Origin of the sequence: Shewanella sp. BJSY2023SW007, assembly GCF_047314525.1 — a bacterium.
GTDB classification, from domain to species: domain Bacteria; phylum Pseudomonadota; class Gammaproteobacteria; order Enterobacterales; family Shewanellaceae; genus Shewanella; species Shewanella chilikensis.
In genome coordinates this window covers 1-14,351 of the sequence record NZ_JBKORL010000031.1, presented here as the reverse complement: position 1 = coordinate 14,351, position 14,351 = coordinate 1, and the positions used below count along the sequence as shown (strand labels likewise).

The window sequence follows — 14,351 nt, the reverse complement described above, 5'->3', positions numbered from 1 at the left end:
ATAAAAAAGGCGGGTTATAAATACCCGCCTTTTTTTACCCTTTATGGGATGATTTTTAACCTTATCCCAACTTCACTCTGGCGTTACGGAACATTCTCATCCAAGGGCTATCTTCGCCCCAGTTTTCCGGATGCCAGGAGTTGGCGACTGTGCGGAATACCCGCTCAGGGTGGGGCATCATGATGGTGACTTTGCCATCCAGGCTACAGATCCCGGATAAGCCGTTGGGTGAGCCGTTGGGGTTCTGTGGATACAAGCTGGCCACCTCACCTTTACCGTTGACATAACGCAGCGCCACAGTACCGCTCTGCTCGGCTGCTGCCATGGTGGCAGCTGAAGCAAACTCGGCACGCCCTTCCCCGTGGGAAACGGCAATCGGCATTCTGGAGCCGGCCATACCGCTGAAGAACAGCGATGGGCTTTGCTGCACTTCCACCAGGCTGAAACGCGCTTCAAAGCGTTCAGAGCGGTTACGGACAAAGTGCGGCCAATGCTCGGTACCCGGAATGATCTCCTTGAGGTTGGAGAGCATCTGGCAACCATTACAAACACCCAGGGCAAAGCTGTCGGCACGCTCGAAGAAGCGGCTGAAGTCCTCACGGGCACGGCTGTTGAACAGGATGGACTTGGCCCAACCTTCACCGGCGCCCAGTACATCACCGTAAGAGAAGCCACCACAGGCCACCAGTCCCTGAAACTCTTCCAGGCTGATACGGCCACTGAGGATATCCGACATATGCACATCGCGGCTTTCAAAACCGGCACGCTCGAAGGCGGCTGCCATCTCAATATGCGAGTTGACCCCTTGCTCACGCAAAATCGCCATCTTGGGTGCAGCGCCCTTGAGGATATAAGGCGCGGCAACATCTTCTGCCGGATCAAAGCTTAAGTTGACCGTGAGGCCGGGATCGGTTTCATCCAGCTTGAGGTCAAACTCTTCACGGGCACACTCAGGGTTGTCCCTGAGCGCCTGCATTCTATAGGTGGTTTCAGACCAGAGCTTACGCAGCTCGGTATGTGAAGCACTATAAATTTCAGCACCTTGATCCTGGATACGGATGCGGCCATCGTCACTCAGCTCTGCTATCGGATGACAATCCACACCGGCACCAGTGTAAGCCTTGATAATCTCGGCGGCTTGATCTTTGCTCACCTGCAGCACAGCGCCCAACTCTTCGTTGAACAGGCGCGCCAGGGCGCTGCCGGCCAGCGCAGAAATATCCACCTTCAGGCCAGTGTGACCGGCGAAGGCCATTTCCACCAAGGTGGTGAACAGACCGCCGTCACTCTTGTCGTGGTAAGCCAGCAAACTCCGCTCGGCCACCAACTGCTGAGTCACCTCGAAGAAACCTTTCAATACGGCTGCCTGATCCAGATCCGGCGCAATATCCCCCAGCTCACCGAACACCTGCGCCAGGCAGGAACCGCCCAGACGAGTCTTGCCCTTGGCCAGATCGGCCAGCAGCAATACGGTTTCGCCTTTGTCGGTACGCAGCTCAGGAGTCACGGTATTGCGAATGTCGCGCACCGCACCGAACGCGGTGATGATCAGCGACATAGGTGCGGTAACCGCCTTCTGCTCGCCCTTGTCTTCCCAGGCGGTCTTCATCGACATCGAGTCTTTGCCCACAGGGATGGTCAGTTCAAGCTCAGGGCACAGCTCTTCGCCCACTGCCTTGACCGCCTCATAGAGGCCGGCATCTTCACCCGGGTGACCGGCTGCAGACATCCAGTTGGCCGACAGCTTAATGCGCTTCAGTGAGCCGATATCGGCACCGGCCATGTTCAGCAAGGATTCGGCCACGGCCATCCGCGCCGAGGCGCCAAAATCCAGCAAGGCCAGCGGAGTGCGCTCGCCCATGGACATGGCTTCGCCCACATAACTGTCGAACGAGGCGGCGGTAACGGCGCAATCCGCCACAGGTACCTGCCAGGGGCCGACCATCTGATCGCGGTTCACCAAGCCGGTTACCGTGCGATCGCCTATGGTGATCAAGAAGCTCTTGTCGGCAACAGTTGGCAGAGTCAGCACCCGCTTAACGGCTTGTGCGAGATCAATGGAAGCTTCATCCAGCGCCGCAGACTGCGCCTTTTGACTCACTACATCTCGGCTCATCTTCGGTGGTTTGCCCAACAAGACTTCCAGCGGCAAGTCGATAGGCTTGTTGTCAAAGTGCTCGTCGCTCAGGCTCAGGTGCTGCTCGGCAACCGCCTCGCCCACCACGGCAAATGGCGCGCGCTCGCGCTCACAAATGGCGGCGAAGGTATCGAGGTTTTCGGCTGCCACAGACAGGACATAACGCTCCTGGGATTCGTTACACCAGATCTCCAGCGGGCTCATGCCTGGCTCATCGGAAGGCACGTTACGCAGCTCAAACTTACCGCCGCGACCGGCATCGCTTACCAGCTCAGGGAAGGCGTTGGACAAACCACCGGCGCCCACATCGTGAATAAACTGGATTGGGTTGGCATCGCCCATCTGCCAGCAGCGGTCGATAACCTCCTGACAGCGGCGCTCCATTTCCGGGTTTTCCCGCTGCACCGAGGCAAAGTCCAGATCTTCACTGGACTGGCCGGACGCCATGGAGGAAGCCGCGCCGCCGCCAAGGCCAATGTTCATCGCCGGGCCACCCAGTACAATCAGCTTGGCGCCTAAGGAGATCTCCCCTTTCTGTACGTGCTCTTCGCGAATGTTGCCAAGGCCACCAGCCAGCATAATAGGCTTGTGATAACCGCGCACCTCGACACCATTGTGGCTGCAAACCTGCTGCTCGTAGGTGCGGAAGTATCCCAGCAGGGCCGGACGACCGAATTCGTTGTTGAAAGCGGCGCCGCCCAGAGGACCATCAATCATGATGTCAAAGGCAGTCACAATCCGGTCCGGCTTGCCGTAGTCGCCTTCCCAAGGCTGCACAAAGCCCGGGATCTTGAGGTTGGATACGCTGAAGCCGGTCAAACCCGCCTTGGGCTTGGAGCCGCGGCCGGTAGCGCCTTCGTCACGGATTTCACCGCCCGAGCCGGTGGCTGCACCAGGATAGGGACTAATGGCGGTCGGGTGGTTGTGGGTCTCCACCTTCATCAGAATATGCATCGGCTCTGTGTGATAACGATAAACGCCGTCACTGTCGGGGAAGAAACGCCCGGCTTCAAAACCTGTCATTACCGCAGCGTTGTCTTTATAGGCCGACAACACATAGTCCGGGGTCTTCTCATAGGTATTCTTGATCATCTTGAACAGCGACTTGGGCTGCACTTCGCCGTCAATGGTCCAGTCGGCGTTGAAGATCTTGTGACGGCAGTGCTCTGAGTTCGCCTGGGCGAACATCATAAGTTCAATGTCGTTAGGGTTGCGCTCAAGACGCAGGAAATTGGTGACCAGGTAGTCGATTTCATCGTCGGCCAGCGCCAGGCCCATTTCGCGGTTGGCGATTTCCAGCGCCCGGCGGCCTTCGCCGAGAATGTTGACGCTGACAAAAGGTTTGGGCTCAGTGCGAGCAAACAGCATATCGGCCGCTTCAAAGCTGTCCAGTACCACTTCCATCATGCGGTCGTGCAGCAGCGCCTTGAGGCTCTTGAGCTGTTCGCCGCTCAGTGTGTCGGATTCCACATAGTAAGCCAGCCCGCGCTCCAGGCGTTTTACCTGCTTGAGGCCGCAGTTGTGGGCAATGTCGGTGGCTTTGGATGACCAGGGAGAAATAGTACCGGGACGGGGAGTAACAAAAAGGAGAATGCCTTGGGGTTCGTGGGATTCGATGGCCGGACCGTAGGTGAGAATCTTACTCAACTGCGCTTGGTCATCGGGGTTGAGCGCTTCGCTCAGATAAGCCAAATGAACGTATTCGGCATAGATTTGCTTTACCGGAAGCTGGGCGACTTCACAGGCCTGCATCAGCTTTTGCACTCTGAATGCCGAGAGTGCGGGGGCTCCGCGGATGATCTCCATCACGTCTTATCACCTTATTATTTATAATTACAGGGTCAGAGGTGGCGCTATTATAGGTAAATGCGCCCTACAAATCACCTCAGACTTTGCTCAAAACAGTGTTTCCTGTGATATAAAGTAATCCTATGGGGTAATATACCCTCCGGCGCAAAACCTTCGCCTAAATCAGCAGGAAACAGCGCCGAAAACCAATACACAATTCATTGAATTTGTTTACAAACATATCAGACATAGGGGATAAGCCCTATCCCGGCAGCAAACCACAGACTAAAGGCTTTTACCGATAGATAATGAAACGAATTACCGCGACTCTCACCCTGATCATCTTGCTGGCCGGCTGTCGGCAAGCTGTCGTGGATGAAACTCAGGTAACCCCGGCGGTGAAAGAAATCAAAGAGCTCAGGGTGGGTACCCTCTATGGCCCACAAATATTTGTCTCCTCTACTCAAGGAAACACTGGGTTTGACTATGAGATGGCGGCGCGCTTTGCCGACTTTCTCGGCAAGCCGCTGGAAATGAAGCCCTATGGCAATATCAGTGAGCTTTACCAGGCGCTAAAGCAAAATGAAATTGATTTGATTGCCGCCGGGCTGTCGGATACCCGCAGTCGTAGACAGCAATTTCGTCTCGGACCGCCGCTTTATCGGGTCAATCAGGTGATGGTCTACCGCGCCGGCACTCCTGTCCCCAAAGATCTCAACGCCCTGGATGCGCCTGTCACTGTAATAGCCGACTCGTCGTTTGTGGAAACCCTCAACCGACTCAAGACAGATAATCCCAACCTGGAATGGCAACAGGTTGCAGATAAAGATAATGAAGAGCTGCTGAGCATGATAGCCAGCGGCGAGCTCAGCTATACCATTTCAGATTCCACCAGCATTAATATCAATCGCCGTTTTATGCCTGAGCTGAGATACGGCCAGGTGCTGGAGCAGCAACAGGCTGTGGTCTGGCTGTTGCCCCCCAGAGGCAGCGATCAGCTGATGAGCCAACTGCTGCGTTTCTGGCACCAGGAACAAAGAGACGGCACGCTGGAACACTTGGTGGAAAAATACTTTGGCCATGTCAAACGTTTCGACTATGTCGACACCCGCGCCTTTATCCGCGCGGTTGACAGCAAGCTGCCCAAGTACCGCCATCTGTTTGAAACCTATGCCGGTGAACTCGACTGGCGCAAGCTGGCCGCCACCAGTTATCAGGAGTCGCACTGGAATCCCAGGGCTCGTTCACCGACCGGTGTGCGCGGCATGATGATGCTAACACTGGCAACCGCCAAACAGTTGGGAGTGGAGAATCGCCTCGATCCCGAACAAAGCATCCGTGGCGGCGCCCGCTATCTGAGCGACATTTTGGTACGCCTGCCTGAGTCTATTCCAGAGGAGGAGCGGATGTGGTTTGCCCTCGCCTCATACAACATAGGCTATGGCCATGTGGAGGATGCCCGTAAGCTGGCACAGGCCAGAGGCCTTAATCCCAGCGCCTGGAAAGATCTCAAGCAGGTATTACCCTTGCTGCAAAAGCGCAAATACTACCAAAATACCCGCTATGGCTATGCCAGAGGTAACGAGGCGGTGCACTATGTAAACAGTATTCGCCGTTACTACGACACCCTGGTGTGGATAGACAATCAAGCCAAGCAGGAAATGCTGGCTAAAGAACAGGCCCAGCAAGAAACCCAGGCTAAGGCGCAACTACAGAGCGAGGAAGCAACCGAACTCAGTGGCGCCCAGCCCGACTGAAAATCCTGCATACCACTCATTTTCGCGCCAAACAGTCTGGCTTTTATACACAAGCCGCCCTTTGGGGCTGGCGCAAGCTTAAATAAGCTGTTAGCTTGTCATTGATGCAAAAAACTTACGAACACACCTTAAGGTAAGCTTATGAAAAGAAAGACTATTAACAATGCAATGGCCCGTCGCCGCAGCCTGGTTAAAACCCGTCACAAACGCATTCTCAACCGTCACAAACTTTTCTTCAGTTTTCTGCAGCAGGCAGATTAAGTTTCCTTGCCTGCTTCAATGCCTTCTGCTCCTGTCTGCGTCGCCTGAAAAAGGCGCTCAACTGTTCGCTGCACTCCTGTTCCATCACCCCGGCACTGACGGCCAACTTGTGATTGAACAGGGGATGACGCACCAGATCCAACACTGAACCAGCCGCGCCAGTTTTAAGATCGGCAGCCCCGTATACCAATCTCCCCACCCTGGCATGCACCATGGCCCCAGCGCACATGGCACAAGGCTCCAGCGTCACATAGAGGGTAGTATCCAGCAGACGGTAGTTTTCCAGTTGACTGCCCGCCTGCCTGAGACAGAGAATTTCCGCGTGGGCACAGGGGTCGTTGGCGGCAATAGGTTGGTTCCAGCCGCAGGCAATAAGCTGGTCATCTTTGACCAGCACGGCTCCTACCGGTACTTCACCGAGGGCTTCCGCCTTTTGCGCCATCTCCATGGCCAATTGCATCCAATGTAAATCGCGATTCTCTGTCATTCTATCTGTCCGTCGTCAGTGCGGCGCCAGAGTATAATACGATTCCTGCTATAAGTTTAAGCCTAACCTACTCACCCGTTTGTTGACCCTATAACGGCAGCATTTTTAGCCAACTCAATGAAACAATAAACATATGGCAGACAATCTCTCTTGAATAAGCGACAAACACCTATCCCTGCCAGATCATATCCGTATGAATGAACAGCAAACCCGAATTGTCACCACAATAAGGCCGGTACAAAGTAATTAACACCCAAGCAGCAAACTCGTATCCCCTAAAGTTCAAGCCGTTATATAACGGCTTGAACTAAAAGACCTGTGATAGTGAGTATCTATTATCATTCAAGATATTCAGAGGCTCAGGCTAACACCGACAAAGAAGGCACGGCCTTGCAGTATCATATCGCTGTTGGTGTCTTCCTCGGCCGGTTGCTCATCGGTAAAGTTGGTTACCCCGGCGCGTAGTTTCAGGTGATCGTTCAGCCGATAACTGCTGCCGATATCGAAGCGGCTGTAGCCATCCTGACGCACGGCACTGCTATCCAGATATGAACCGAAATAGTTACCGGCAACATACAGCTGCCAATCGTCGGTGAGATACCAATCCAGTTGCACATTGGCACTCTGGCGTGGACGACCCGTGAGTTCATCACCGTCACCTGTCTGGGTATCGAGATAACTGTAGTTTGCCTTGAGGCCGAGATCCGCCGTGATATCCACGCTGGCGGTCAGCTCTACCCCTTGCAAAGTCACCTTGGATTCGTTGTAGTAAGTACGGCTTGGGCTGGAGCCATCCCAAGCCGAAACAGTGATCAGATCTTCCACCTTGTTATGGAACAAGGTTGCAGACAGCTCATAGGAAGGCTGACTCCACAAGGCTGCCAACTCATAGTTGACACTGGTTTCGGGCTCAAGATCTGCATTGCCCACTACAGTACAAGCGCCGCGGCAACTGACTGAAGAGAAAGTCGGAGATGATTCAAACAGTGCCGGAGCCCTGAATGCCGTGCCGACACCACCTTTGAGCACCAGTGCATCAGAGGCACGGTAAACCAGATACGCCCTGGGGCTGAAATGGCTGCCGTACTTTTCGTTGTCTTCGTAGCGGCCGCCGAGGGTCAGGGTGAAATCATCCAGGAAATCGAACTGATCCTGAATAAACAGCGAGTATTGTTCAACACTGTCACCACCGGTAAGTGGATATTGCACAGGATCGTCGACTTCAGTTTCAAAGTACTCGGCGCCGACTGTCCAGTCCTGCTGCCACAGGTTAAAGAAGGCTGAGCCTCTGAAGGTAGTGTTTTTCTCTTCGATGTCGCGTCCCAAAGGGGGCTGCAGCGAATAGCGGCTGTTGTAGTCGTAGATATCCGACTTTTCCAGGTTGGCCAAAAGCTCGGTGCCACCCCAGCTCCACTCGCCTCTGTGAGTCAGAGCAAAGGTGTTGCGCTCTATCTTCTGCTCGCGCTTTGAATTGGCAGCAAAGGTGGTCAAGGGCACCTTGTCATTATCGTATTGATAATCCAAGTCCAGCGATTGATTGTCTGCCAGCTGCCAGGTGAGCGAGCCATAGAGCTTGCGAGTCTTGCGCTCTTCTATGGTGTCCTGATCCGGGGTCAGTTCGGGCATCAGCCAGGCGTCCTGCTCGGCCACCTCTGCGGTGAACATCAGCCCCAGATTATCTGTGAGTTTGCCCGAGCCAAACAGGTTGGTACGACTGCGATCGCCACCCTCGCCGTCCTGCATCCAACTGTACTCGCTGTCGAGTACCAGTTGCCAGTCATCATCTGGCGCCTTGGTGATCACGTTGATGACCCCGCCAACCGCATCTGAACCATAGAGAGCCGACATCGGGCCGCGAACAATCTCCACCCGGGAGATGGCGTCGATGGGGATAGCAGTCAAGTCAAAGTTACCGCCGCGCCACAGACCATTGGAAGAAGAAACCCGCTTGCCGTTGATCAACATCAGTACATAGTCTTCATCCATACCACGGATATAGATGCTGTTTCGGCCCGAGTCGTTGGTCACCACATTCACGCCGACGCTGTTTCTCAGCACATCCCCCAGATCTTTGACCGGCATCAACTTAATCGCTTCGGCATCGATCACCGAGATTGAGGCAGGCGCAGTGCTGAGTTGCTGATCCTTGGCACTGGCGGTAACGACTATATGCTCCATTTCACCTTCATCTGCCTGGGTATAACCACTGACAGCCATGGCGACCAGGCTCAAGGTAAGCAGTTTGCGGCACTTATCCAGTTTCATTCTATTCCCCCGATTATCGCGGCGACAATTGCGCCTTGTAAGTTATTGCTCTTGAGTAAATCCAGGTAAAGCCCCTGGTTCCATGGCGCGAAAAAGTAGCATAATCTTTACAATATAGGAATGATATTGGTTATCATTTACAATGTAATAATGCGAATGTGAGCCAGGCCACTCAAAAGCCCATCAGGGCTGAATTTCAAGCTGAAAATGTCACCTTTACCGAGTAAAAATTTCCATGAAAAAATCACTGTTTATCCCTCTGACGCTATTGTTAGGTCTGCTGGTAGGCTGCAGCGCCCAAAGCCTGGATAAAGAAGGCGCCGGGAAACAACAGCGACTGACGCTGAACTCCAACATATTGGGAGAATCGCGGGAAGTATTACTGCGCCTTCCCAAACACTGGGATGCCAGGCACAGCAAGAGCTTTGCCCGATATGTAATCCTGGATGCCGAGCAGCAGTTTGAGCATCTTGCGCCCATGCTGGACTATCTGGCTTCCGGGGTTAATCCTGCGATACCTGAAGGCGTCATAGTTGGCATCATCAACCGTAACCGTATTCGGGACTTCACTCCGGTGAAACTGGAAACACTGCCCGGTGGTAGACCCGCAGGGCCGCTTTATCAGCAATCGGGGAATGCCGGCACTTTTCTCGACTTTCTCGACCAGGAACTTAACCCCTGGCTGAATGCCAAGCTTGGGCAGCCTGGCCCTACTGTACTTATCGGTCACTCTTTTGGGGGCTTGTTGACACTGGAGGCGCTGCGCCGACAACAACCTATGTTCAATGCTTACCTAGTGCTGGATGCCAGTCTCTGGTACGACAGCCCGACTTATGCCGATGAGCTCGAACAGGCACTCACTCAGGGCCAGCTAACAGGCAAGCCCCTGTACATGGCGATAAGTAACCAGGCCACCACCCCAGGACTTGGCCGCAATGACTACCACAAACAGCGAAATCTGGCGCTGGCCAAACATCTGTCGGCGCTGCCCTCTCAGCAACTTATATTTCACAGTGAGTTTTTCAGTGACGAAGATCATCACTCCCTGCCTCACATAGGTGTCTATCAAGGTATTCGCTGGCTGATGCGCTCTCACCTGTTGGATATATACGCCGAGAATTTCAGCGTGACTGAAGTGATCAGTCGCTTCAAGCACTTGAGCGAGAGCCAGGGTATTGAAATCAAGCCTCAGTATCATGCACTCAGAGGCTTGCTGCGCCAGACACAAAGACAAAAACTTACTCAACAGCAGCAGATATTGACCCAGCTTATCGAGCATTATTACCCCGGCTCCGCCCTCGAATGACTCATTTGTAATTCAATGGCAACAAAAAAAGCGGCAACCCTGAGGTTGCCGCTTTTTCAAGATTTGAGCTGCCTGGCTGAGGCTTAATCCAAAAATGCTTCTTCGTCTTTCTCTACCGGAAGTGATTCAATCACTTCATCCTGCAGTTGGTAGTAAGCATCTTGGTACTCATGAATTTCCATAACAACTCCAGTCTATTCTGTAGGGTACAGGGCGTATCTTTTTCTTGGATTCCTGTTAAGTTCAGGTTCCGACGACACTTTATGCCCGATTCCGGCTTTTCGGAGCCCTGGGTGTTTCCCCTAAGGCGGCGCCAGTATAACAGGGCTAGAGAAGGAATTACAGAAAACTTTCACTTTCGTTACCACCAACTGCTTAAACCACCTTTAAAAGCTCAAATATCCACCACTTATGTAAGAAACGCTGAAAGACTTTCAGTTTGATATGCCCCTTAGTTCTGAGGCGAAATTTTTTAAACGCATTGGGTCTAGCAGCGGACGCTGCAACTGCTATTGCTTAAAGGAGGCCTCCCCGGAGCGTAAATCAGCAAGAGGACGACGCCATGAATCATATTGTCGACTTTGAAGCACGCACTCTCGCCACCCTGCTGGCCAGTGGCGATATATTGGGAATGCGCATGTTTATGGAAAGGATGCTGATGCCCTTGGATGTCCAGGACAGGCTACTGCATCAGGCATCCGGCTTGAGCAGTTTTGATGTCGAAGGCATAGCCGCCCTGTTGGAAGAAGGCGGCCAATCCCTGCTCTCTGAACGCCTCGGTTATTGAGTGTCCGAGCCCGGTTCACCCTCATAGCGGTACAGCAACACTTTCAATGCCCTGTCAGGATCCCGGTCTGCAAAGGCAGGTGGGTTATCCAGCTGTTTAACAAACTCAAGTTCTGGCGCGGCATCACTGACCTGGCTCTGTAAAAACGCTCTGTCAAGCTCAGGCGCGTTGAGACAGAGCAACAACTCGGCCCCCGGGTTCAAGAGTTGCGGCAGATGACGCAGCAATCGCAGGTAGTCTTTGGTTGCCACAAAGCTGCCCTTTTGGTTGCTGGGTGGATCGACTATCAGCAAGTCATAGGGCCCGAGTTTTTTAAGTTTGCCCCAGGATTTGAAAATATCATGCCCCAGAAAGCGGGCGCCGGCAGTAAGCCCATTGAGCAAATGGTTTTGCTTGCCGATGGCGAGCGCCCCTTTACTCATATCCATATTGACCACCTCATCGGCGCCGCCCTTGAGGGCCGCCACCGAAAATGCACAGGTATAGGCAAACAGATTCAGTACTTTCCGCTGAGCACTGTTGGCCATCACCCACTCGCGGCCGTTTCGCATGTCCAGGAACAAACCATGATTCTGGCCCCGTAACAGATGCAATTGATAACGGCAGCCAAGCTCGCTGGCCAGATGTGGCTCGGGTATCTCGCCGGCAATGAGCTCGGTGCGGGTCTGCCCAGCGGCGCGGTATTGATAGACCAGATTCAGGGCCAGCCCCAAGGCTTGCCAGCGTAATTGCAGACGCTCGGTAACCAGCGCCAGTTCTTCCGGCGTCAGTGGTTTAAAGGCGGTCAGCAACACCACAGGTGCAAACCAATCCAGGCATAAGTGCTCGCTGCCTGGATAACGGCCACCGCGACCATGAAACAAACGGCCACACTCATCGCCTGGTGTCAGGTCGGTGATGGCTTCCAAAAATAACTGCATGAAATCCTCAACTTCTTATTTCTGCCTTTATTCGGCATCGGCTGCCGCTTCTTTATCGGCATTTTCCCGCACGGCAATACTGGCATCGTCCGAGAGCAAGATTGCCAGCCAACTGCCACTCTGGCTCGATTCCAGCGCTATCTTGACTATCATGGTGAGCGGCACAGACAGCAACATGCCGACCGAGCCCAAGAGCCAGCCCCAGAAGATCAACGACAGGAATACCACCAGAGTGGACAGCCCGAGGCCGCGCCCCATGAATCTGGGCTCCACCAGATTGCCCATCACCATATTGGTTGCCAGATACAGGGCGGCAACGGCGCCGGCACCCGCTGTGCCCAACTGCACAAAGGCCAGCAGTACGGCCGGGATGGCGGCGATGATAGAGCCGATATTGGGAATATAATTAAACAAAAAAGCCACTACGCCCCAGAGCAGCGCATAATCCACCCCCATCAGCGCCAGACCGACACCGACAATAACACCGGTTGCCAGGCTGACCAGGGTCTTGATCACCATATATTGGTTCACCGATTGCAAGAAACGCTCAATCTGGGACAAACGCATATCAGGGTCATCCAGCGCCAAATGCACCTTACGCGGCAAAGATTGTGCCTCAAACAGCATAAAGACTATGGTCAGCACTATCAGAAACAGGTTGGCCATCACATTGCCCACGCCGGAAAGCGTATTTGTGGTCAAAGACAAGGCCATGCCGGGGTCCAGATAGGCCAGCACCTTGTCCTTGGAGATGTGGATATTCAGCTCCTTGAGCTTATCCAATATCCAGGCAAATTGCTCCACCAACTGCGATCGGTATTGCGGCAACTGCTGGGAAAACTCGTTGATGGAGCTGCCCACCACAGAAGCCAGCCAGAGCCCAAGCAACAAAATAATCGCCACCAGCACAAATACAGCCAGGGCGCGGGGCACGCGATAACGGCTCAAGGCATTGATGGCCGGGCTGCAGATAACCGCAATAAAAGCCGATAACACAAAAGGCACTACTATGGCGCTGGCGGCCTTAATTCCAGCCAGCACTATGACCAGGCAGGCCATGACAGCGAATCCTTTCAGCGCCATGGACGGACGATAGGCTGATGACATAATTGAAATTCCTTGTTGTTCTCTGTCACAATCAGCCGTTGCATCAACAACAAAAAGTAGTGACATGATGAAACCCGAATTAGCTATTATACGCATTAAAAACCTGCGCTTGCGCACTTTTATCGGTATCAAGGAAGAGGAGATCAACAATCGCCAGGATGTGATCATTAATGTCTGCATCCATTACTGTGCCGACAAGGCGCGTAGAAGTGATGATATGGAGCACGCGCTCAATTATCGCACCATTACCAAGGCGATCATTAACCTGGTGGAGGACAACCGCTTCTCCCTGCTGGAGCACCTCACAGGGAAAGTACTGGAAATTGCCAGCGAACATGAATGGGTAGAGTACGCCAGCGTTGAAATCGACAAGCCCCATGCCTTGAGGTATGCCGACTCGGTTTCACTGCAGCTGAGCTACCGTAAACCGGCGTAAGCCAGTCTATACTCTGGAGAAACATTCAATAAGTCAGGGAGAAGGCATGAATATTCTGCTCACAGGTGCAACCGGGTTTATCGGTTCAGAACTGGCGCAGCGGCTGGCAAAACGCCATAGGCTGACTATTTTGAGCCGCAACCCCGCGGCGGCCGAACAAAAGCTGGCGCTGGCACAAACCCGTTACATAGATTCGCTGCAAACACCCGGACTGCTTGAGGAGATAGATGCCATCATCAACCTCGCCGGTGAGCCCATAGTTGCCAAACGCTGGAGCGATGAGCAGAAACAGCGGATCTGCCACAGCCGCTGGGACATCACAGAGCAGTTGGCTACGCTTGTCCGCAACAGCCAAAAGAAACCCCAAGTTTTTCTCAGCGCATCGGCGGTGGGTTTTTACGGGCGTCAGGGGCCGGAGCCCATAGACGAAAACGCCACGCCCCATGATGAGTTCAGTCATAGGATCTGTGCCCAATGGGAGCAAAGAGCCCTGGCGGTTGCCGAACTCACCCGGGTCTGTATCTTTCGCATCGGCATAGTGCTTGGCAAAGATGGCGGCGCCTTGACCAAGATGTTGCCTGCCTTCAAACTGGGCCTTGGCGGCCCGATTGGCCATGGTCGTCAGGGAATGAGTTGGATCATGCGCGAAGACTTGCTGCGCCTTATTGAATTTCTGCTGGAAAATGAAGCCTGCCGCGGCATATACAATGCCACCGCGCCGCAGCCTGTCAGCAACCGCGACTTCAGCAAGGCTCTCGGCAAAGCGCTGCACCGCCCCGCTTGTCTGCCGGCACCGGCATTGGCACTGCAACTGGCAATGGGTGAGATGTCGACCCTACTGACCGAAGGCCAGTTTGTATTACCGGTTCATGCCCAGGCCGATGGTTTCGAATTCAACTACCCGGAAATCAATCACGCGATGAAAGCCTTATTCAACAAGCGCTAACTAAAACAGATAAAGGGTAAACAGCCTTTGAGTTGACCAACAAAAACGCCCGCTGCAGCGGCAATGTAGATCAGATAAGGATCGGTTGACCGATCCTTCTGATGAGAGACAATCGGAAACCTGTTTGTAGGTTTCCGATTTTTTATGTCTATTC

10 protein-coding genes are annotated in these 14,351 nt (G+C 53.6%); 5 read left to right on the top strand and 5 right to left on the bottom strand.

Annotation, left to right across the window (positions count from 1 at the left end; genetic code table 11):
* Nucleotides 1–61: 61 nt before the first annotated feature.
* Entirely contained in the window at nt 62–3,943 is a 3,882-nt protein-coding gene (gene purL, locus ACMHXE_RS06435) for a phosphoribosylformylglycinamidine synthase (RefSeq protein ID WP_335921240.1), read from the bottom strand.
* 290 nt (nt 3,944–4,233) lie between these two features.
* Here purL and mltF point away from each other — a divergent pair, with 290 nt between their 5' ends.
* Nucleotides 4,234–5,682: a membrane-bound lytic murein transglycosylase MltF gene (mltF, locus tag ACMHXE_RS06430; RefSeq protein ID WP_413731720.1), complete on the top strand. Its 1,449-nt coding sequence runs from the start codon at nt 4,234–4,236 to the stop codon at nt 5,680–5,682.
* Between the two features lie 235 nt (nt 5,683–5,917).
* On the opposite strand, the gene tadA is transcribed toward mltF, so the two are convergent.
* Together tadA and ACMHXE_RS06420 are read right to left on the bottom strand one after the other, a co-directional pair.
* Nucleotides 5,918–6,430 carry a tRNA adenosine(34) deaminase TadA gene (gene tadA / locus ACMHXE_RS06425; RefSeq protein WP_101053007.1) on the bottom strand — a complete coding sequence of 171 codons (513 nt, stop codon included), beginning with the start codon at nt 6,428–6,430 and terminating at the stop codon, nt 5,918–5,920.
* 351 nt (nt 6,431–6,781) lie between these two features.
* Nucleotides 6,782–8,695 carry a TonB-dependent receptor domain-containing protein gene (locus ACMHXE_RS06420; RefSeq protein WP_165564898.1) on the bottom strand — a complete coding sequence of 638 codons (1,914 nt, stop codon included), beginning with the start codon at nt 8,693–8,695 and terminating at the stop codon, nt 6,782–6,784.
* Between the two features lie 235 nt (nt 8,696–8,930).
* Between ACMHXE_RS06420 and ACMHXE_RS06415 the strand changes: the two genes are divergently transcribed.
* Together ACMHXE_RS06415 and ACMHXE_RS06410 are read left to right on the top strand one after the other, a co-directional pair.
* Nucleotides 8,931–10,001 carry an alpha/beta hydrolase gene (locus ACMHXE_RS06415; protein WP_224868190.1) on the top strand — a complete coding sequence of 357 codons (1,071 nt, stop codon included), beginning with the start codon at nt 8,931–8,933 and terminating at the stop codon, nt 9,999–10,001.
* Nucleotides 10,002–10,563: 562 nt separating this feature from the next.
* Entirely contained in the window at nt 10,564–10,788 is a 225-nt protein-coding gene (locus tag ACMHXE_RS06410) for a hypothetical protein (RefSeq protein ID WP_165564896.1), read from the top strand.
* Here ACMHXE_RS06410 and ACMHXE_RS06405 read toward each other — a convergent pair.
* Nucleotides 10,782–11,708, bottom strand: a complete 927-nt coding sequence (locus ACMHXE_RS06405) for a class I SAM-dependent methyltransferase (RefSeq protein WP_093983276.1) — start codon at nt 11,706–11,708, stop codon at nt 10,782–10,784. The genes ACMHXE_RS06410 and ACMHXE_RS06405 overlap by 7 nt on opposite strands.
* A 27-nt stretch (nt 11,709–11,735) precedes the next feature.
* Complete coding sequence (locus ACMHXE_RS06400; RefSeq protein WP_165564895.1) at nt 11,736–12,815, bottom strand: AI-2E family transporter; 1,080 nt, start codon at nt 12,813–12,815, stop codon at nt 11,736–11,738.
* 67 nt (nt 12,816–12,882) lie between these two features.
* Between ACMHXE_RS06400 and folX the strand changes: the two genes are divergently transcribed.
* Both folX and ACMHXE_RS06390 read left to right on the top strand, forming a co-directional pair.
* Nucleotides 12,883–13,251, top strand: coding sequence for a dihydroneopterin triphosphate 2'-epimerase (gene folX / locus ACMHXE_RS06395; RefSeq protein ID WP_096141612.1), 369 nt, complete (start codon nt 12,883–12,885; stop codon nt 13,249–13,251).
* A gap of 46 nt (nt 13,252–13,297) precedes the next feature.
* Nucleotides 13,298–14,197: a TIGR01777 family oxidoreductase gene (locus ACMHXE_RS06390; RefSeq protein ID WP_287590943.1), complete on the top strand. Its 900-nt coding sequence runs from the start codon at nt 13,298–13,300 to the stop codon at nt 14,195–14,197.
* Nucleotides 14,198–14,351: the final 154 nt, after the last annotated feature.

Coding starts and splice junctions, on each gene's coding strand:
- ACMHXE_RS06410 (WP_165564896.1), top strand. CDS start 10,564: ATGAATCATATTGTCGACTTTGAAGCACGCACTCTCGCCACCCTGCTG.
- ACMHXE_RS06415 (WP_224868190.1), top strand. CDS start 8,931: ATGAAAAAATCACTGTTTATCCCTCTGACGCTATTGTTAGGTCTGCTG.
- folX (WP_096141612.1), top strand. CDS start 12,883: ATGAAACCCGAATTAGCTATTATACGCATTAAAAACCTGCGCTTGCGC.
- mltF (WP_413731720.1), top strand. CDS start 4,234: ATGAAACGAATTACCGCGACTCTCACCCTGATCATCTTGCTGGCCGGC.
- ACMHXE_RS06400 (WP_165564895.1), bottom strand. CDS start 12,815: ATGTCATCAGCCTATCGTCCGTCCATGGCGCTGAAAGGATTCGCTGTC.
- purL (WP_335921240.1), bottom strand. CDS start 3,943: ATGGAGATCATCCGCGGAGCCCCCGCACTCTCGGCATTCAGAGTGCAA.
- ACMHXE_RS06420 (WP_165564898.1), bottom strand. CDS start 8,695: ATGAAACTGGATAAGTGCCGCAAACTGCTTACCTTGAGCCTGGTCGCC.
- tadA (WP_101053007.1), bottom strand. CDS start 6,430: ATGACAGAGAATCGCGATTTACATTGGATGCAATTGGCCATGGAGATG.
- ACMHXE_RS06405 (WP_093983276.1), bottom strand. CDS start 11,708: ATGCAGTTATTTTTGGAAGCCATCACCGACCTGACACCAGGCGATGAG.
- ACMHXE_RS06390 (WP_287590943.1), top strand. CDS start 13,298: ATGAATATTCTGCTCACAGGTGCAACCGGGTTTATCGGTTCAGAACTG.